Source organism: Chryseobacterium sp. Mn2064 (genome assembly GCF_049319685.1).
Classification (GTDB): Bacteria; Bacteroidota; Bacteroidia; order Flavobacteriales; family Weeksellaceae; genus Chryseobacterium.
Window position 1 is genome coordinate 444304 of sequence record NZ_JBMOUE010000003.1, and the last position, 19900, is coordinate 464203.

Here is a 19900-nt window from a genome sequence, read left to right on the forward strand (position 1 = left end):
ACTCATGAATCAAACATTTAAAAGAGCAGTAATTTTCTCAGGGGGCGGAACAAGGCTGATGATCTATTTAGGCATTTTCGCAGCATTGGAAAAATTGAATATAAAGCCTGACCTTCTGATTGCTTCCTGCGGTGGATCATTTGCAGCAACAGTGATCAATGCATTTCCTGATCATTTTTCAAGGAAAGAATATTTAAAGTCGGAGGAATATTACCGATTTGTCACTCAAACTACTTTAACAAGACACAGAAAGCTTTCTGAAATAGGTATTTTCTCATTAAAAAAAGTATTTACCACAGCAAAAGCACCTTTCATTGAAGATATTTTCGGCCGGTATATTGTTGAGATGCCTCAAAATCTGTCAGAATGTTTTCCATCTTTACAAAATGTACAATTCTCGCAAGAGATTCCAACCCTTATCATAGGTTCTGAACTTTTATTCAATCCCAGCGAAACAGGGCAAAAAAGAAAGGATAAAAAACTATTCAGAAAAGTCATCTTTACCAATCCTGAAACGGCTCTGAGTCTAAAACCTGAACAAATAGCATCCAATTCTGATTGTTTTAAAGACAGCGCTGTGGATAAAGTTTCAAAAATACGATTCGACATTTCCATGCTTGAAAGTACCAGAGCTTCTATCTCTGATATGTTTTATGTGCAGCCTGCTTATATTCAGGATCAGTATTTTATGGGTGGAGTCATCGACCTGGTTCCAATGGAACTGGCAAAACATATCGCAAAGGAAGTGATTACAGAAAAAAAACAGATCTATACAACCGTTGAGGAATCGCTTATTCGCGCTGTTTTTGGTTTCAGCGCCAATGAGAGGCTGTCAGAAACCGAGAAATTGATCTCCGATCTTCAAATTGATACAACGGGTATAAAAGTTGACTTGAAAGGACATTATCTGGAAAAAAGTATCAATTGGAAAAAACTGGAGCTCGATTTCTCCTTTCCAAAAACTTATCTACAATTTAGAGAAGATATGGAGATGCAGTGGCAGTATGGTTTTGATCAAACCGTTAAAGCCTATCATCAAAATTCATGAAATATTTAACAAAATCTGCTTTCATTGAATAAACCTCTGTCATTGTCATACTTTCAGTTTTAAAATCTATTTTTACATACAATTGAAAATCACGAAACACGTATGAACATTTTTATTGCGGGCGGAACCTCAGGTATTGGCTACTCTCTGGCCACACATTATCTTGCGAAAGGAGATCATGTCGGAATCTGTGGAAGAAATCCTGATAAAGCACCTCAGAATAATTTTAAAAACCTTCAAGTTTTTCAAGCAAATGTGGGTGATATCAACTCAATTTCATCCGCATTACAGACGTTTCTTGCGGATAAAAAAACACTTGACCTATTCATCAATTGTACAGGCAGTTATGCCGAAGATGTAGCTGGAGAAATTTCATACGAAGAAGCTGAGGAAATGCTCCAAACCAATATTTTAGGGACAGCGAACTGCTTCGAAGCCGCTCGAAAGGTAATGAAAGGCCAACAAGAGGGAAAAATAGCTGTGATTGCTTCCGTTTCCGGCATTTTAGAATATGAAAATTCCAGTCTTTACACCAAAACAAAACGTTCTGTCATACAAATTGCTGATGCTTACCGAAGAGCATTGAAACCTTTTGGAATTTCTGTGACTACCATTGCTCCGGGTTATGTAAATACTGAAAAGCTGAGACAGCTCAATCAAAATGACCTAAGCAAAAAACCTTTTCTTATCGATATAGAAACAGCAACTGCCATCATTACTGAAGCTATTGAAAAAAGAGAAAAACTTATTATTTTTCCTGTAAAAATGAAGTGGATGATGAAATCACTGTCTCTTCTTCCCTCTTCATTATTAAATATAATCATGTTCAAAAAAGCCAAATGGATGAAAAAAGATTAACCATACAACAGAAATTCTTTGCTCTGCTACTCTGCTCCATTATATTTATGATGGTTTATAACTTTGCTGCCTGGTATACTTCCACGTTGGCAACAGTTCCATCATTGGTTTTTGATTTTGAAAAATATATTCCATTCATCCCGTGGAGTATCATTCCTTATATGACAAGTGGATTGTTTTTCTGTACCGTATTTTTCTTTTGTAAAGAGAAAGAACAGCTCGTTGTCTTAACCCGGAGAATGCTTTTTGTAACCTTTGCAGCCGGACTTTGTTTTGTATTATTTCCTTTACGGTTTTCGTTCTCTAAACCTGAAATTGATAATCATTTTTTACAATATTCTTTTCAGTTTCTAAAAACCTTCGATTCACCTTTTAACCAAGCGCCTTCACTTCATATTACTTATGCTTTTATTTTTTGGTCGGTGTTCAGAGAGTTGAAAAAATTCCGGATATTTCTCATGATTGCGCTTCTTCTTTTGGGAATTTCTACTTTAACGACTTATCAACATCATGTTATAGATATTGTCACGGGAAGCATTCTTGCTCATTTAAGTTTTATCGTTTTTCCTTTTAGAAAAAATAATATTCTTTATAGAAATTTTCATGTAGCCAACGTCTATTTTTTTTCAGGATGGATTTTGATTTTGATGACATTATCGGTGAAGCAACTGATCGGTCCTTCAGCATTGATCATCTTATGGCCGGCATTCATTATTTTTCTGGTAGGATTCCATTATCAGAAAAACAATATTTACTTCTTAAAAAACAGAGCAGGAAATATTTCATGGATCAAAAAAATATTATACTTCCCTTACATTATAATCTATAGAATATTCTGGACTTTCTTTCGTAAGAATAAAGCTCCTGTACAGATTTTCCATGGACTTTATATTTCATCCAGACCTAATGCTGAGGATTTGAAAAATTTTACGGCTTTTGCGATCTATGATTTGTCTGCAGAGATGGAAGAAGTGGCTATTTTAAAGGAAAACCCTCGTTATCATTTCATTCCCTTTCTGGACGTAGGAACTTTTGATCTTTATGAAACTCAAAAACTGATCTCTGACATTACAAATCAATATAAAATACTTCCCAAAGACGGAAAAATTCTGATCCACTGTACTATGGGATTCACAAGAAGTTCAGTGATTGCCATTCTGGTGATGAAAAATATTCTATCTTTATCTCTGGAAGAAACAATAAACACCATGAAAACCATCAATAAGAATGCGGTCATCCCTTCTTATCTGCAGGATTTTCTGAAAAAATTTTAAGGTATGAAAAACGGACATTTTAAGAGTTTTGACAATAGTGAGATTTTCTATCGTGAATGGAATTATCAGCCTCATCAGAAAACCATCATCATGATTCACCGGGGGCATGAGCATTCTGAAAGATTGCATGACATTGCGCAATCACCTCAGTTTTCAAAGTATAATATTTTTGCGTTTGATCTTCGGGGACATGGTCATACAAAGACTAAAACCTCATCCGTTTTTATGGATTATGTAAGAGATCTGGATGCATTTTCCAAGTTTATTATCACCCAGTATAATGTAAAGATTTCAGATATTTTTGTGGTTGCCAACAGTATTGGCGGTGTGGTTGCCTCTGCCTGGGCGCATGATTTTGCACCTCGTATTGCCGGAATGGCATTGCTTGCGCCTGCTTTTAAAATCAACCTCATCGTTCCACTGGCTAATGAAATGATCACTTTGGGAACCAAGCTTAAAAAAGGACTGATCATCAAAAGCTATGTAAAATCCAAAATGCTGACACATGATCCTGAGCAGCAAAAAGCCTATGACACCGATCCTCTTATCTCAAGATCTATAGATGCCGAGTTGCTTATTGATCTGGCCAAAGCCGGAAAACGTCTTGTAGAAGATGCAGAAGCTATAGATACTCCTACTTTAATTTTAGCCGCTGAAAAAGATCATGTGGTTTTCAATAAAGAACAGAAACTTTTTTATGAAAAGCTGGATACAGATCTAAAGAAATACGAAATACTCCCCAATTTCTTTCATGGAATTCTATTTGATTCCGGAAGAGAAAAAGTGTATGATAAAATTGTAGCTTTTGCTGACCAATGTTTCAATAGAACTCCAAAACAAGCTAGCCTTTCTCCCGATCGTTTCTCTGTAAAAGAATATGAAGATCTTCAGAATAATGTAGGAAATAATCTGAATTTTAAAATGCAGAAATTCTCTTTGGGAAAAATCGGAAAAATAAGCGACGGAATGGCAATAGGCTTACGATATGGCTTTGATTCCGGGGCTTCGCTGGATTATGTCTATCAAAACAAACCTAAAGGCAAACTTGGTTTCGGGAAAATGATGGATAAGAATTATCTGAATGCTATTGGCTGGAAAGGAATCCGTATCAGAAAACAGCATCTGCTTCAGCTATTGGAACAACATATTCAGACGCTGAAACAACAAGGCAGAAAAGTAAAAATCCTTGATATTGCAGGTGGTACAGGAAATTATTTATTTGACATTAAAGAAAAACATCCTTACGTTGAAATTGTCATCAATGAATTCGTAACATCCAATATAGAGATTGGAGAAAAAGTAATCAAAGAAAAAAAGTACCAGGATATCCGCTTTACCAACTACGATTGTTTTGATCCTGCCACCTATCAAAAACTGAACTTTGAACCTAATATCACCATCGTATCCGGAATTCTGGAATTGTTTGGAGATAATGAAATGGCCAGCAAAGCTATTCAGGGAATTATATCGGTTTCAGAAAAAAATTCTTTCATTGTTTATACAGGGCAGCCATGGCATCCACAGCTGAAAATGATTGCCTATGTCTTGAATAACCACCAAAATAAAGATTGGATCATGAGAAGACGCTCCCAAAAAGAACTGGACAGTATAATGACCTACAACTCCATACAGAAAGAGAATATGCTGATTGATGATTTTGGAATTTTTACCGTTTCTTCCGGAAAAGTGAATTCGGAGAAGTAATTTTTTGATAACAGTTTTTTTTAACAAACTTATATACATTTAAATAAAAAGGCTTCCAAGAAACTTGGAAGCCTTTTTATATATGATATCAAATTATTGTTTAACTAATTCGAAATAACCTGTGATTTCAACATCTTTTGCTACACCGGCACCCGTTGGGTCGTATTTAATTCCGTAGTCTAGACGGTTGATGGAAAATTTGGTCTGAATACCCATTATTTCTTTTCCGTCTTTATTTTTGGTAATTCCTCCGAATGTTACAGGTACGCTGATTTCTTTTTCAACATTTTTAATCGTCAGTTTTCCTTTTAAAACATAATTATTACTCTTATCTTTGGTAATAGAAGTACTTTTAAATTCTATCGCCGGAAACTTTTCTGCATCGAAAAAATCAGGGCTCACAAGATGTCTATCTCTCATTTCAACTCCTGTGTTGATAGAACGGACGCTTAGCTCAAAATTAAAATCGGCATTATCCAGATTGGCTGCGCTATTAGTAACTCTTCCCGAAAACTTATCGAATCTCCCCTGCACAAAATTGATTCCCATATGTTTAATATTGAAATTAATAGAAGAATGCATCGGATCTACTTCCCAGGTTCCCTGAGCGAATGCTACCACACTAAAAAGGGCAAATACAAAAGATAAAAATACTTTTTTCATTGGATTTCTATTTTACGTTACTATTTTATTTGAATAAAGCTAATATATGAAAGATATTGCTAGTATAAACATCAGTTAGTTTTTAATATTGTATCATTTATAAGAATTGCTTTTTTTATAACTTCGCAGTATGGCAAAACTGAAAACAGCATATTTCTGTCAAAACTGCGGAACTCAATACCCTCAATGGCTAGGGCAATGTAAAAATTGTGGAGAATGGAACACTTTGGTGGAAGAAGTCGTTGAAAAACCTTCCCATAAAACCCCTCCTTTTTCAAAATCCAAGCAACACGTCATCAATATTGTTGAAGTAGAAACGAGTGAAGAGCCCAGAATAAAAACCCCTTCTGAAGAGCTGAACCGCGTATTGGGAGGAGGAATTGTCTTAGGATCAGTCACTCTTATCGGTGGAGAACCCGGTATTGGAAAATCTACCCTTCTCTTACAGCTGGCATTGAAAATGAAGAAAAAAATCTTCTATGTTTCCGGGGAAGAAAGTGCCTCTCAGATTAAAATGAGAGCAGACCGTTTGACTGATATTCAAAATCCGAATTGCTTCCTTTATACAGAAACTTCATTGGAGAAAATTCTTCATGAGGCTAAAAAGTTGGAACCGGATTTCGTCATTATTGATTCCATCCAGACTCTCCAGTCTCAACTTATTGAAAGTTCACCAGGTACTGTTTCTCAGATCAGAGAATGCTCCAATGAAATTATAAAATATGCCAAAGAAAACAGTACTCCGGTATTTCTGGTTGGGCATATTACCAAAGATGGGCAAATTGCGGGTCCTAAAGTCTTGGAACATATGGTAGACGTTGTTTTGAATTTTGATGGAGACAGAAATCACCTTTTCAGATTGCTGAGAGCGAATAAAAACCGTTTCGGTTCAACTTCCGAAATTGGAATTTACGAAATGGTTTCCCAAGGGTTAAAGGAAATTAAAAATCCTTCTGAAATTCTGATCACCAAAAAGTTTGAAGAGCTTTCCGGAAACTCTGTGGCAGTTACACTGGAAGGAAACCGCCCTATGCTTCTGGAAATACAGGCTCTGGTAAGTACTGCCGTATATGGTACTCCCCAAAGGAGCTGTACAGGTTTTGATTCTAAAAGATTGAATATGCTATTGGCTGTATTGGAAAAAAGAGCAGGCTTTCAGTTAGGAGCAAAAGATGTCTTCCTTAATATTACGGGAGGGATAAAAACAGACGATCCAGCGCTGGATTTGGCTGTAATTGCTTCTGTACTTTCCTCCAATGAAGATATTGCCATTTCGGAACATTATTGTTTTGCCGGAGAGATAGGATTAAGCGGAGAAATTCGTCCTGTTGCCCAAGTTGAACAGAGAATCACCGAAGCAGAAAAGCTTGGATATGAAAAAATATTTGTTTCCAATCTGAATAAAATCCCGAAAAGAAAATTTGGAATTAAAATTGAGGAAGTGAGCAAGATCGAAGATTTCCACGAGAGACTTTTTTAATGGTGAATGCTCAGTTTTGGTGTGCAGGTTAATGGTCAATTTAAATGTGTATAAAAAATTCATAAGCAAAGCAAATTCACGATCTACCTTTCATTATCGTATCCAACATTGATATTTAATTCATACCTTTAAATTATGAATTATCTGGCTCATTCCTTTTTATCGTTCACCGACGGGCAAATTGTAGGACAGTTTCTCGAAGACTTTATCCGCAACAAAGAGCGTTTTTCTTTTCCGAAAGATATTCAGGAAGGTATTACAATGCATAGAGCTATAGATACTTTTACAGACTCACACCCTGCTATTCATGAAGCCAAAAAAGCATTTGCTCCATTGGTAAGACTGTATTCCGGGGCGTTTGTAGATGTTGCTATGGATTATTTCGTAGCCCATGATCTTTCTCTGAATACTCCTGCCCAATGGAAGGAACATTCTCTTCATGTTTACAGTGTTCTGAACGCCAATAAAGAATGGCTTCCTGAAAATTTTAAAACAATGCTTATTAAAATGGAACAGGATGACTGGCTTTATAATTACCGTGAAGATTGGGGAATTAAGTTCAGTATTCAAAATGTGTTGAATAAGGCGAAGTATTTGGATAAAGATATTCCTGTTTTTGAAGCTTTTTTAGAAAACAAAAATTTTCTTCAACAATGTTATAATGATTTTTTTCCTGATCTGATGACTCATGTGAAGAGTATAAATACCTCAATTCAACTAAAAGATTAATTCGTTTTCCTTTAAAATTGTTTGTAGAGATAGCGGTTGGGATAAGTTAATTTCTCACTGTTTCTCTGCCCGTTTACAATAATATGTACAATATTGATCTGATCATCAAAAAGATTATATAAAAAGCTGACAGCGGCTTCTACCTTTTTTGGATTGGCTACCGATTCAGATTCCAGAAAAACATTGACAGATTCCTGATCTTCTTCATATCCAACGTAATTTACCTTTAAAAATTTGTTATCCACTTTCAGCTTCAGGTATTCTGAACAATATTTCTGTAAGGCATCGTTAAGTCGTGCTTTGTATTTTTCATCGTTAAAATGAAAAGAGCCTCCATATTTTTTGCTCAAACCATCCTCAAGATCATCCAGAAAGAATCTTCCTGTCACTTCAAAGGTTTTTGATTTTGAGTTATAGTTGATCTCTACAGAGCCTACATGATAAGGATGAAAGTTTTCTACACTCGAAAAACTCTGGAATACAAAAGTCAGTAAGAAAAGAAATCCAAAAAAAAGTTTACGCAACATTCATTCTATTTTAGAACAAATATAAAAAAAGCAGCAGTTATATACCTGCTGCTTTCTATTATAAATTAATACTTGAAAATTTATTGCTTAACCACTTTCTTAGTAATTTTCGTGTTATCGTTCAATGTAATTGTAAACAGATAAGTTCCTTTTACAAGTTCTGAAACCTCAATTCTATTCGAATTGGTATTTACATCAACTGTTTTAATAAGCTTTCCTGAAGCGTCATAAATGGTCACGGAAGCTTTAGAATGATTACCCAGAATAACATTTACAAAATCTTTAGCTGGATTTGGAGTGATGTTCACTTCAGAGTTCAGTTTAACATCTTTAGTTCCAAGTGTTGAGCTTGTTTTCACAAAATATCCACCAAAACCTACAGCCTGGAAGCTTACTTCCCAATATTTGTAAGTATCATTCCATACAATATCATTAATATCCGGTGTAATGTAAGTTGGAGTGCCTCCAAAAGAAGCTACCGTTCCGGAATTGCCCGCACTTGTTCCATTATATTTCTCAATGATAAGATTAGCTTTGTTGGCAACATCTGTAGGAGAAGTTGGAAGTTTAATACCATTTGTCAAGTTGTAACCATCAAAGTCAGACTGACTAAAATATAAAGTTACACGGCCTGTTGCTGTGTTTGCATTTGTAGCAGGATTTACTTCATATCTTCTGGATACATAATTAGGTTGTACATTGTCTACCCATACTTTTGAAGTTACATTACCCGTTACTGTACTTGCTGCTTCTTTTTCCACTCTGGCAATAAGCTGACACGAATTGGTAAAGTAATTATATCCTGCAGCAACCGAATTGACTTTCGTCTGATTAGAATTAGCGATATTCTTCACCTCGGCAATATTCTCATAAACAGTAGCTCTCATTTTAAGATCAAATGTTCTTGAAAGCCAATTTGTACCGTCTGTTGAAGTTTTACTCTTCCCGTTTACAGCAATAGCTTCGTTCTTTATAGATACTCTTCCACTAAGACCGTTGATAACAATATAAAAATCTTTTCCTGTAGTTGTCTGAACATTTAAACTTGATAAATCTACATAGTTCCAGGTAAATCTCTGAACATCATTCACCCATGAAGAAACAGTTTTTGTGGCAATAATATCTCCAGGATCTCCATTAGCATTTACTTTTCTGATCTGAATATCTACCGCCATATCACTAGGAATTGCAGTTGTTCCCGTTGAAAATGAAAAACCGCCCAATTTTCCTGTTAAAGTAGGAGTATAACGAACTGCTAAGGCTGTATTATCAAAATAAGTATTACTTTCAGTATTAGCAATGATAAAAGGTTCATCATAAGTTACGATTTCAAAATTAGATTTTACACATCCCAATTCATCAGTAACAGCTTTATAAATATCTAATTTTCCAGAACCCCATCTTGTATTAGGTACTGTTCCTGTAGCCCCATCCATTCTTGCGTTAGAAGTAAGACGTGATTTAACCTGTGCTACCGTTAAAGAAGGATTCGCTTGAAGCAATAAGCCAACCGCTCCCGCAACGCCCGGTGAGGACATACTTGTTCCCTGATTTTTCACATAATAGTTGGTTCCTCCAATAATATCCGTTGCTCCCGGAGCAGAATCGCTGGATCTTGAAGAAATAACATTTTGCCCAGAAGCGGTAATATCCGGTTTTTGGAAACCATCTGCTCTTGGCCCTTGTGAACTGAAAGAAGATATAGATTCCTGAGGAGTAAGTGTATAATACCCACCAGCACCCGTGTACCAGCTTGCTCTTCCCATGTAGGAAGCAACTGTAATGGCACTTGTTGCATTACCTGGAGTACCCACAATATATTCGTTGTCACCATTTTGCAGAGTGGTAGCCACCCCTTGGCTGTAAAGCCATCCATGCGCTGTTATCTGTTGGGTGCCATTATTCGTAATTTCTAAGGTATAATTTCCCTGACAGTTCACTGTAAATCCGGAATTTCTACTAACTACCAACTGAACATAACGTTTATTATTATCATTTCCCCAATAGTTATACATAGCAGCAGTAAGGCCACCTCCTAAAATACTATGAGATGTATTCGTACTTATATTTTGTATATACTGTTGTCCGTCAGGAGTAGTAAGCTTTGCGGTAACTGGTGTATTGTCATTGGCATACATTATAAAAGAGAATACACTAGCAGTAGAAGTATTACTTGCCACCGTAAAGTTATATGTTTGTGAGCCACTAGGCTCAATGTCAACTTTTCTGTGAATCCCATTAGTTGCATAATCATTTCCGGCAGAAATAACGACTACTCTTCCCGGTCCTGAAGATGTAAAACTGTCTACAGCCACTTCATGACTAGCCGTTCCGTCATGAGCACTTCCCTGTCCTCCAATACTCATATTGACAACGATAGGCTTATTCAGGGCAGTTGCAACATTTTTGAAGTAGGTTAATGCATTAATAGTATTGGTAGTAGGAAAAGATCCATTTCCACCTTTTACAAAAACAATATCAGCATCAGATGAGAAACCTTTATGTCTTTTATCTGCAAAAGCGGCTCCATTTCCAGCTGCCGTACCAGAAACGTGAGTTCCATGGCCGTTGGTATCACTTTCACGAACAAAACCTGCTGGAGTTCCGTCTAATTCATCTTCAATCTGAGCTCTTGTATATTCTACTCCTGTTGAAAATCCTGTAGGAGTTGTTTCACCACCCTGCGCTGTTAAGGTTTGGTCCCAAATGGAAACAATTCGGCTTTTTGTCTGATCATCAGCCTTTCTGAAGTCGGGATGTTTCCAGTCTATCCCTGTATCATATACTCCTACCAGCACTCCCGTTCCGTTGTACGCTGTATTATTGAAAACTCCAGCCTGCAGAAGACTTGCTCCTGATTGTGCTCTACTCACATCATTATGAAGTTCATCAAATGTAGGTGCCATTACAGAAGTCACATAAGGAAGTTTCGTAAGCTTTTCGATATCATCAACTGTAACCAAAGCAGTAGAGAGAGTTGGTAGCTGAGTTTGAACTAAAAATCCGTCAGCTTTCAATTTTTCAGGCTCTTTAGTATAAATGATACATGAGTACATTGTCTGTGCTCCTTTAGAAGTCACAACTAAATGCTGATCTAATTTCATATCAGCACTTTCAAGTTCTTTTACAGCACTCCCTTTAGCAAGATTTTCTTTATTTCTCAGTAAGACATCGAAACGGGAGTCCAGTTTCTGAACCTGAGCGTTCAAAGTATACGAGTATAAACCTAAAAACGCAGCTGTTGCATTTCTGAGAAACTTCGTTCCTCCATGTGAAATGTTTACTTTTGTAAAAAATAATTTTTTAATATCCATTTTCATCTTTTTTAGCGATTACAATTATACAATTTTTATCCAATATTACAATTATCAAAAACATCGATAAACATTACAAATCATAAGTGTAAAAACTACAATAATTCACTTATTTTAACTAAAAAATAAAAATCTTATAACCTAATATAAAAATGCAGGATTTTCTACTTTATCTAAACCTTGGATGGGAACATATTATATCACTGGATGCTTTAGACCATCAGTTATTTGTACTTGCTCTGATTGCGGTCTATTCTTATAATGACTGGAAAAAAATTCTGATCCTCGTTACTGCCTTTACAATTGGACATTCTATTACATTGGCCTTAAGTATTCTGGATGTATTCAGAGTGCCATCAGACTGGGTGGAATTTCTGATTCCACTGACTATTGTACTCACTTCTTTGGATAATATCATCATGAAAAACCAAAAACAGACTCTCATGCGGGCCAATTATTATCTTGCCCTAATTTTTGGTCTTGTACACGGGATGGGATTCGCCAATACAGCCAGAGTAATGATTGCCAAAAGCCAGAGTATTGCATTTCCACTTTTGGGCTTCAATATTGGATTGGAATTGGGACAGATAGCCATTGTTTTTGCCATTTTAGTCGTTTTATTTATTCTTCTTAATCTTTTTAAGGTGAACAAAAAAGACTGGATTCTATTTGTCTCTTCAGGTGTCTTTGCTTTATCCCTGAAAATGACTTTGGAAAGAATTCCTTTTTAAGGGTGAAATATTTTCATTATTTCAACAGCTTATTATTATCTTTGATCATTAATAAATCATTTCGGTTATGAAACTAAAAGTTGTTATACTTTCACTTTCTGTATTTGCATATACAGGTTTCACCGCACAAAATATTCAGAATAACCCCGGCAGCAACCACGGAAATAAGTTTGAGCAACTGGGAACTATTCTACCAACACCCAACATTTATAGAACAGCTTCGGGAGCACCCGGACACGGCTACTGGCAAAACAGGGCCGATTACAACATTACCGCTTACCTGGATGAAGACAAAAGAAATCTGAAAGGTTCAGAAACGGTTACTTATTACAATAATTCTCCTGATGAGCTGGATTATATCTGGCTTCAGCTTGATGAAAACGAACATTCAAGTATTCGAAATGCAGGGTATGACAAGTCATCTGTCCTTCAACCTTCAACAACGGATCAACAGCTAAAAGTTACAGAGCTTCCAGCTAAAGACAATGGTTATGGAGTAAGTCTTGAAAAAGTAACGGATGCTTCAGGTAATACTCTGAAGTATACTGTTAATAAAACAATGATGCGTATTGATCTTCCGAAAGTTTTGAAGAAGGGAGAAAAGTTTGTTTTCAAAGTAGACTGGAATTATAATATTTCCAACAGGATAAAAATGGGCGGCCGCGGAGGTTATGAAAACTTCCCTGAGGATGGCAATGATCTCTACACGATGACTCAATGGTATCCAAGAATGTGCGTTTATAGCGACTTTCAGGGATGGCAGAATCATCAGTTCACCGGAAGAGGTGAATTTGCTTTAGTCTTTGGAGATTTTAAAGTTTCAATGAATGTTCCTGCCGATCATATTGTAGGAGGAACCGGAGAATGTAAAAACTATGATCAGGTATTAACTTCTGATCAGCTTTCAAGGTATAAAAAAGCCGAAAGTGCTTCTGAACCTATTGAAATTGTAACATTGGACGAAGCTAAAAAAGCTGAGAAAAATCATTCAAAACAAAGAAAAACTTGGGTTTTTGAAGCGAAAGACGTACGTGATTTTGCATGGACTTCTTCCAGAAAATTTGTCTGGGACGGAATGCGTGTAACGATCCCTGAAAACAATAATAAAGTAATGGCAATGAGTTTCTATCCCAAAGAATCTTATGGTCTTTACAGAAAGTTTTCCACAAAAGCTGTGGCCCACACCATCAAAACCTATTCAGAATTCACAATTCCGTATCCGTATCCTGTAGCTCAGTCTGTAGAAGCAGCCAACGGAATGGAATATCCAATGATCTGTTTCAACTTCGGAAGAACTGAAAAAGACGGAACCTATTCTGAAGGAACCAAAAATGGAATGATCGGCGTAATTATTCACGAGGTTGGGCACAACTTCTTTCCAATGATCATTAATTCTGATGAAAGACAATGGGCATGGATGGATGAAGGGCTTAATACCTTTACAGAATATCTTACAGAAGAAAAATGGGATAATAAATTCCCTTCCAAAAGAGGTCCGGCATGGACGATTGTGGATTATATGAAGCTTCCGAAAGATCAGTTGGAACCTATTATGAGTAATTCTGAAAATATTGTTCAGTATGGGCCGAACGCTTATTCAAAACCTGCTACAGGATTGAATATTCTTCGTGAAACGATCATGGGAAGAGAACTTTTCGATAAAGCATTTAAAACATATGCTAAAAGATGGGCTTTCAAACATCCTGAACCTGCAGATTTATTCCGTACAATGGAAGATGCAAGTGGTGAAGATCTAGACTGGTTCTGGAGAGGATGGTTCTACGGAACAGATCCCGTGGATATCGCCATTGATAAAGTAACAGTAGCTGTCCCTGACTTGAATACAAACCCTAAAGCTGCTGCTGAAGTAAAATATCAGGTAGAAAAGCCTTTGGTGAACAGCTTTGAAGATCTTTCAAAAATCAGAAACAGAGAGGATAAGAATATTAAATTCTATGTAGATGGAGATAAGGAATTGCAGGATTTCTATTATAAATATGACAGAGGACAGGAAAAGGTTGACAATTCAAAAGAGTTTGTAACCAAAACCGAAGCAGGCATTCCTTTAGATGCTAAGGACAAAGAAAAGTTTAAAAATATTACAGCCTATCAGATCGATTTTGCCAATAAAGGCGGTTTGGTAATGCCAATCATTCTTGAGTTCACCTTTGAAGATGGTTCAAAATTATATGATAAATCATCTGCACAGATCTGGAGACTGAATGAGCAAAAAGTTTCCAAGACCTATTATTTTGAAAAGAAACTCAAATCTATTCAGCTGGATCCAATGAGAGAAACGGCTGATATTGATACTACCAATAATTTCTGGAGCAGCACAGGAGCAACTGGCGAGACTTCGAAATTCCAACTCTTTAAGCAAAAACAGGAAGCTGGTTCTGTACGAGGAGGTTCTAATGGAAAAGTAAATCCGATGCAGGCAGCAGGAAAAAGTTAATAATCAAAAGGTTGTAACTTTAACCAACAAGGCACTACTTATTAGTAAAAAGATCATGAGAACATTTTTTCTGCTTTTACTACTAAGTAGTGCCCATTTTTTTTCACAGAATCTGCTGACTCCTAAAAATTCAGGGATGGATTCCAAATTAATCCAAGATGAGACTTCTGAGGCTGTATGGTATGCTGAAAATGTCGGAACAAAAATAGAAATCGGAAGCATCATTACAGAATTCAAAAAACTGAACAAAACGGATCTTCTCATTAAGACCACCGTAAAAATGAAACAGGCTCCGGATTCCAAATGGACGGATTCTACACTTGTAAAAATCAAAAATTTTGATCCCATCTATCACTCTTCTTACAATACAATGAGAGATATGGCACTCACATCTGGTAAAAACAAAGTCACTGGATATTATCTTGACAAGAAGTCTCAGAAAAAAGATATTATTGATCTTCCTGCCAATCAATATTTCGACAGCAGCAGCTATGCAATGCTGATACGATTTCTTCCTTTAAAAGAAAACTATACGGGTGAGATTTCCATCTTTGACTATAATCCTAAATCTGAGAAAAAGGGAATGATGAAAGCTTATATTCTGGATACTCAAAAGTCAGAATATAAAGGGAAAGCGGTCTGGATAGTAAAAACGACTGATGACATCAGTAATAAAACTACCACCACAACCTACTATATTGATACTGCAACACGAAAGATTGTTAAGCAGGACATGGACTTGAACGGAAGAAAAATGTCGTTAGATATGATCAAATAAGAAAAAATATTAGCAATTGATAATCATAGTTTTATATCGAATATAAATAATTTAAAATATATCACACATAAAGGAAAAATTATTATATTTGAAATACAAATCAACACCAAATGTCAAAAAACCTGATTGACTTTAAATATTCAGGAATTGTACAAACAAAAATGATTACCTATGAAAAATGCTAAATTGCTAAGCAGAGATGCTCAGAAATCAATTCAAGGCGGAGCTCCAGGACGTTTCTGCTGCGAATACAATTACAAAGGCCAGTGCAGTCTTTGGATTGGACCGGGAGAATCTTGTCCATAATAGAACTCATTGAATAAAAATCTAAAAAGGCTGTCTTACAGGTCATATTATTTGACTTTTGAGGCAGCTTTTTAATTTAAATGGGCTTTTACATTCTTTTTATACGTTCGCCCCAAAGGAAGTTCTTCTCCGTTCTTCAAGAAAACATGACTGGAATTATAAGAATTGATATGTTCTGATAATACAATATAAGACTTGTGAATTCTGATAAACCCGAAATGCTGAAATTTCTCTTCAAAATTGGACATTCTTTCCAAGATCATATATTTTTTCAGAGGGGTCATCAGCACAATATATTCCCCGAATCCCTGTATCCAAAGGATATCTTTAAGAAAAACTTTATTCATCACATAATTGGATTTGAACATAATATAATCTTCCTGATGCTGGCTGGCCGCAGAGTTTTTAAACTGAACAAAATCTCTTGCTTTATTGACTGCTTTTTTAAAAGTATCAAAATCCACAGGTTTGATAAGATAATGAACCACATCCAGTTCAAATGCTTTCACCGCATATTTTGTTTCCAAAGTAAGGAAAATACATAGTGGCGGATCGGGAAGCTGCTGCAAAAGCTCTACCCCATTCATTCCGGGCATATTGATGTCGAAAACAACCAGATCTACTTTATTTGCTTTCAAAAACGCAAGCGCTTCTTCCGGTTTCTGAAATGAAGCCAGCAGTTCAACTTCTTCAAGCTGATCACAATATTGTTTTACAAGCTGCAATGCAGGATATTCATCATCTACATTTACGATAGTCAGATTAGCCATGGATAATAATTGTTAAAGCAATTTTATATTGATCATTTTCTTTCGGTCCGGAATAAAATTCATATTGATCAGGATAAAATTTTTCCAATATATGAATAATTGCTTCATTACCCAATCCGTGATAATTAGATTCTATCTCACCAGTTTTATCTTTTCCGACTGAATTTATAATTTCAAAATACAGTTCAGAACGCTCAATGTTACAGAATAATTGTATAAAACTGTGAGCATCTTCCCCTATCGCGGAATGTTTTAAAGCATTTTCAAATAAAGTAAGAAGTATCGCAGATGGAATTTCAGCAATGTCAAATTCTTCCTGATCTTCGATATCCATCACAATATCAAGCTGATTATTATATTTAAGCTGATACAGAGCTGCAAGCGCTTTCAATGAAGAAAATTCCTGGGAAACCGTTACTTTTTCTTTTCCACTGTCATAAATAAGATATTTTAAAAGCCTGCTCAACTGCAGAATAGAGTCGGACGTTTTTTCAGAATGGGTAAAACTGTTGGCATATATATTATTAAGAGTATTCAACAAAAAATGAGGATTCAGCTTAGACTTCAGCAAGTCAAGGTAAAGCTGATCCTTCTCTTCTCCAAGGCTTATCACATCCTGTTCTATTAAAAATTTGTCTTTCGTAATCCCCAAAAAAGAAGCCACCAGAATAATAACTCCCTGTGAGATGTACACATTATAGAGAAAACCAACGTGATATCCTTTCTCACTGAAATCGATCTGAAAGACCGCCGGCTCCCATAAAATTCTGAAAAGACTGGATACCAGAAAACAGATTAAAGCATACAAAATAAACTCCGGATACTTGTTGGATAAATAGAAACGGGGAACCAAATAATAGTACACCAGATAGTAAATTCCCACATTGAAAATGGTGTTCAAAATAATGCTTATTACCAACTGAGTGGAATCTAGGAAGTAGTTTTCGGTGAAATAAGTCATCAAAATGAAGATAAAAAGGAAAAATATATGCTGAAACCTCAACAAAAATTTCCAACGGTACTTCATAAGGCTTTCCAGAATCTTACCACTAAATAAAATCCTGATAATCAATAATATAATAATAAAATTAATGATTAAAAACATACTCCATACCTAATTTTGACACACGTCAAATATAATATCTTTTTGCCGCAAAATGCAGTTCGTTGAGAAAAACTGTCATTGATTGAAAAAATCCGAGCCCCCTCTTTTGAATAAATATATTTGAGAAATCGCAATATTAATCAAATATTACATGAAACTTAATATACAATTAACCCTTATTTTATCATTTTGCTTGCTAAGTAGTTTTTTTCACAGTCAGAGTAAAGACAATTACAATATGTGGTTTCAGTACCTCATGTCGGCAAAACTTACGGATAAAAGTACGTTAACAGCACTTACCCAGTACCGCTCTTTTGATCTGGCTTACGACACAAGACTTTTCCTTGTGAATGCTTATGTAGATTATGAAGTGGCGGAAAATATAAGACCTGCTGCAGGAGCCATGTTTTTGATCCTCGAATCTTATAATACCGATGGTTCTAAAAAGATAAGATATGAGAAAAGACCTTTCCAGCAGGTAACCGCTGAGTATTTTATTGGAAGAACTTCCATTTCCAACCGTCTTAGAGTGGAAGAACGTTTCCTCAGCAATCCTGATGAACTGGAGGTAAGAATCCGATATCTGATCTCTGTCAGAATTCCTTTCAACAAAAAGGGTGAAAAAGAAAAACTCTATGGGATTCTTAAAAACGAAATAAGAATGAATGTAGACAGAGAAGAGCCTTTCGATAGCAACCGTATTACGGCAGGACTAGGAATAAAAATAGGAAAAAACTCCGCTTTGGAGCTTGCCTTTATCAATCAGATGGAAACCAAAAAAACAAGTAACTACGGGTTTATAGGTTTCAGAAACAGTTTCGACTGGAGAAAAAAGAAACAATAATAACCTCATTAACATTATACTATATTATGCTTACATTTCTTGGTTTTTTAATGATTTTCATCTTCATGATTCTCATCATGAACAAAAAGATGACTCCGCTTACGGCTTTGGTCCTTGTCCCGGTTCTCATCGCTGTAGTAGCGGGATTCGGGCCAGACCTTGGGAAAATGATGAAAGATGGAGTAAAAGAAATAGCACTCACAGGGGTTATGCTGATCTTTGCTATTCTATATTTCAGTCTGATGATCGACACCGGGCTTTTCGAGCCACTTGTGAACGCGATATTAAAGGCTGTAGGAGATAATCCTGTAAAAACGACCATCGGAACCGCCCTTCTTACCACTTTGGTTTCTTTAGACGGTGATGGCTCTTCCACTTACATTATTGTAGTGGCAGCATTACTCCCGCTTTATAAAAAACAGGGTATGAATCCTTTAGTTTTAACCTGTATTATCATGCTTGCAGGTGGTATTATGAATATTCTACCATGGGGAGGGCCTACAGCCAGAGTGATGAGTTCTCTTAAATTGGGGCATACAGAAATATTTGTTCCTATGATTCCGGTTATGCTGATCGGGTTGGTATGGGTATTTTTTGTTGCCTATATTTTGGGAGTACGGGAGAAAAAAAGAATTGCCAAACATGGAAAATACGCTAAATACAGCGGACAGGATATCGCTGGTGAAAACGATCCGGCATTAAGGCGTCCAAAACTTATCATTATCAATCTGATCCTGACCATTGTTCTGCTTTGCGTTATGATTCTTGATATTATTCCTTTGGGAATCGCCTTTATGATTGCGTTCTGTATTGCTTCCCTAATCAATTATCCTAAACTGAAAGACCAGCAGAAAATCATTTCAAAACATGCAGGAAATGCTTTATCGGTAGCAGGAATGATCTTCGGAGCCGGAATTTTCACAGGAATCCTGAATGGAACCGGAATTATGAATGCGATGGGAAACAGTATTATCAGTATTGTTCCTAAAACCTGGGGTGGATATCTGAATGTAATTACTGCTATATTCAGTGTACCGTTGACCTTTTTCCTTACCAATGATGCTTATTATTTTGGAATATTACCTGTCATTACAGCGACAGGCAGCCAGCTGAATATCCCTCCTGATCTTTTGGGACGTGCCAGTCTTGTAGGACAGGCTTCCCATTTACTAAGTCCTTTGGTTCCTTCCACTTATCTATTGGTTTCACTGGCGGGTGTTGAATTTTCCGATCATTTGAAATTCACCTTAAAATGGGCCATAGGATCATCAATTGTGATGTTGCTGGGTGCTTTAGTTCTTGGTATTATATAAG

Annotated in this window: 17 protein-coding genes; 12 read left to right on the forward strand and 5 right to left on the reverse strand. The window is 36.2% G+C overall.

Annotated features, from left to right (window positions below):
• Positions 1–4 precede the first annotated feature (4 nt).
• The 4 genes from ACL9RH_RS14475 (at position 5) to ACL9RH_RS14490 (ending at position 4884) form a co-directional block, all read left to right on the forward strand.
• Complete coding sequence (locus ACL9RH_RS14475; RefSeq protein WP_422694074.1) at positions 5–1048, forward strand: patatin-like phospholipase family protein; 1044 nt, start codon at positions 5–7, stop codon at positions 1046–1048.
• A gap of 102 nt (positions 1049–1150) precedes the next feature.
• On the forward strand, positions 1151–1906 hold the full coding sequence (locus ACL9RH_RS14480; protein WP_422694075.1) for an SDR family NAD(P)-dependent oxidoreductase: 756 nt from the start codon (positions 1151–1153) through the stop codon (positions 1904–1906).
• Complete coding sequence (locus tag ACL9RH_RS14485; protein ID WP_422694076.1) at positions 1888–3180, forward strand: phosphatase PAP2 family protein; 1293 nt, start codon at positions 1888–1890, stop codon at positions 3178–3180. Before ACL9RH_RS14480 ends, ACL9RH_RS14485 begins: the two co-directional genes overlap by 19 nt.
• A 3-nt stretch (positions 3181–3183) precedes the next feature.
• Positions 3184–4884, forward strand: coding sequence for a bifunctional alpha/beta hydrolase/class I SAM-dependent methyltransferase (locus tag ACL9RH_RS14490; RefSeq protein ID WP_422694077.1), 1701 nt, complete (start codon positions 3184–3186; stop codon positions 4882–4884).
• 93 nt (positions 4885–4977) lie between these two features.
• On the opposite strand, the gene ACL9RH_RS14495 is transcribed toward ACL9RH_RS14490, so the two are convergent.
• Positions 4978–5547, reverse strand: coding sequence for a YceI family protein (locus ACL9RH_RS14495; RefSeq protein ID WP_422694078.1), 570 nt, complete (start codon positions 5545–5547; stop codon positions 4978–4980).
• A 130-nt stretch (positions 5548–5677) separates the two neighbouring features.
• On the opposite strand from ACL9RH_RS14495, the gene radA reads away from it, so the two are divergent.
• Complete coding sequence (radA, locus tag ACL9RH_RS14500) at positions 5678–7027, forward strand: DNA repair protein RadA (RefSeq protein WP_422694079.1); 1350 nt, start codon at positions 5678–5680, stop codon at positions 7025–7027.
• 135 nt (positions 7028–7162) lie between these two features.
• The gene (locus ACL9RH_RS14505) at positions 7163–7756 is read left to right on the forward strand and encodes an ACP phosphodiesterase (RefSeq protein ID WP_422694080.1); all 594 of its coding nucleotides are present in this window, start codon (positions 7163–7165) and stop codon (positions 7754–7756) included.
• 11 nt (positions 7757–7767) lie between these two features.
• Here ACL9RH_RS14505 and ACL9RH_RS14510 read toward each other — a convergent pair whose 3' ends face one another.
• Positions 7768–8283 carry a DUF6702 family protein gene (locus tag ACL9RH_RS14510; RefSeq protein ID WP_422694081.1) on the reverse strand — a complete coding sequence of 172 codons (516 nt, stop codon included), beginning with the start codon at positions 8281–8283 and terminating at the stop codon, positions 7768–7770.
• An 80-nt stretch (positions 8284–8363) separates the two neighbouring features.
• Complete coding sequence (locus tag ACL9RH_RS14515) at positions 8364–11597, reverse strand: S8/S53 family peptidase (RefSeq protein WP_422694082.1); 3234 nt, start codon at positions 11595–11597, stop codon at positions 8364–8366.
• A gap of 152 nt (positions 11598–11749) precedes the next feature.
• On the opposite strand from ACL9RH_RS14515, the gene ACL9RH_RS14520 reads away from it, so the two are divergent.
• The 4 genes from ACL9RH_RS14520 to ACL9RH_RS14535 all read left to right on the forward strand — a co-directional run bounded on the left by ACL9RH_RS14520 (position 11750) and on the right by ACL9RH_RS14535 (position 15867).
• Positions 11750–12328, forward strand: a complete 579-nt coding sequence (locus ACL9RH_RS14520; protein WP_422694083.1) for a HupE/UreJ family protein — start codon at positions 11750–11752, stop codon at positions 12326–12328.
• A gap of 67 nt (positions 12329–12395) precedes the next feature.
• Positions 12396–14783, forward strand: coding sequence for a M1 family metallopeptidase (locus ACL9RH_RS14525; protein ID WP_422694084.1), 2388 nt, complete (start codon positions 12396–12398; stop codon positions 14781–14783).
• Positions 14784–14919: 136 nt separating this feature from the next.
• On the forward strand, positions 14920–15561 hold the full coding sequence (locus ACL9RH_RS14530) for a hypothetical protein (RefSeq protein WP_422694085.1): 642 nt from the start codon (positions 14920–14922) through the stop codon (positions 15559–15561).
• Positions 15562–15732: 171 nt separating this feature from the next.
• A complete protein-coding gene (locus ACL9RH_RS14535; RefSeq protein WP_422694086.1) occupies positions 15733–15867 on the forward strand; it encodes a hypothetical protein in 135 nt (44 codons plus the stop codon).
• Between the two features lie 71 nt (positions 15868–15938).
• Here ACL9RH_RS14535 and ACL9RH_RS14540 read toward each other — a convergent pair whose 3' ends face one another.
• Entirely contained in the window at positions 15939–16637 is a 699-nt protein-coding gene (locus ACL9RH_RS14540; protein WP_422694087.1) for a LytR/AlgR family response regulator transcription factor, read from the reverse strand.
• A complete protein-coding gene (locus ACL9RH_RS14545; RefSeq protein WP_422694088.1) occupies positions 16630–17598 on the reverse strand; it encodes a sensor histidine kinase in 969 nt (322 codons plus the stop codon). Before ACL9RH_RS14545 ends, ACL9RH_RS14540 begins: the two co-directional genes overlap by 8 nt.
• Positions 17599–17980: 382 nt before the next feature.
• Between ACL9RH_RS14545 and ACL9RH_RS14550 the strand changes: the two genes are divergently transcribed.
• The gene (locus tag ACL9RH_RS14550) at positions 17981–18586 is read left to right on the forward strand and encodes a DUF2490 domain-containing protein (protein WP_422694089.1); all 606 of its coding nucleotides are present in this window, start codon (positions 17981–17983) and stop codon (positions 18584–18586) included.
• A complete protein-coding gene (locus ACL9RH_RS14555; protein WP_422694202.1) occupies positions 18586–19899 on the forward strand; it encodes a CitMHS family transporter in 1314 nt (437 codons plus the stop codon). Before ACL9RH_RS14550 ends, ACL9RH_RS14555 begins: the two co-directional genes overlap by 1 nt.
• Position 19900: the final 1 nt, after the last annotated feature.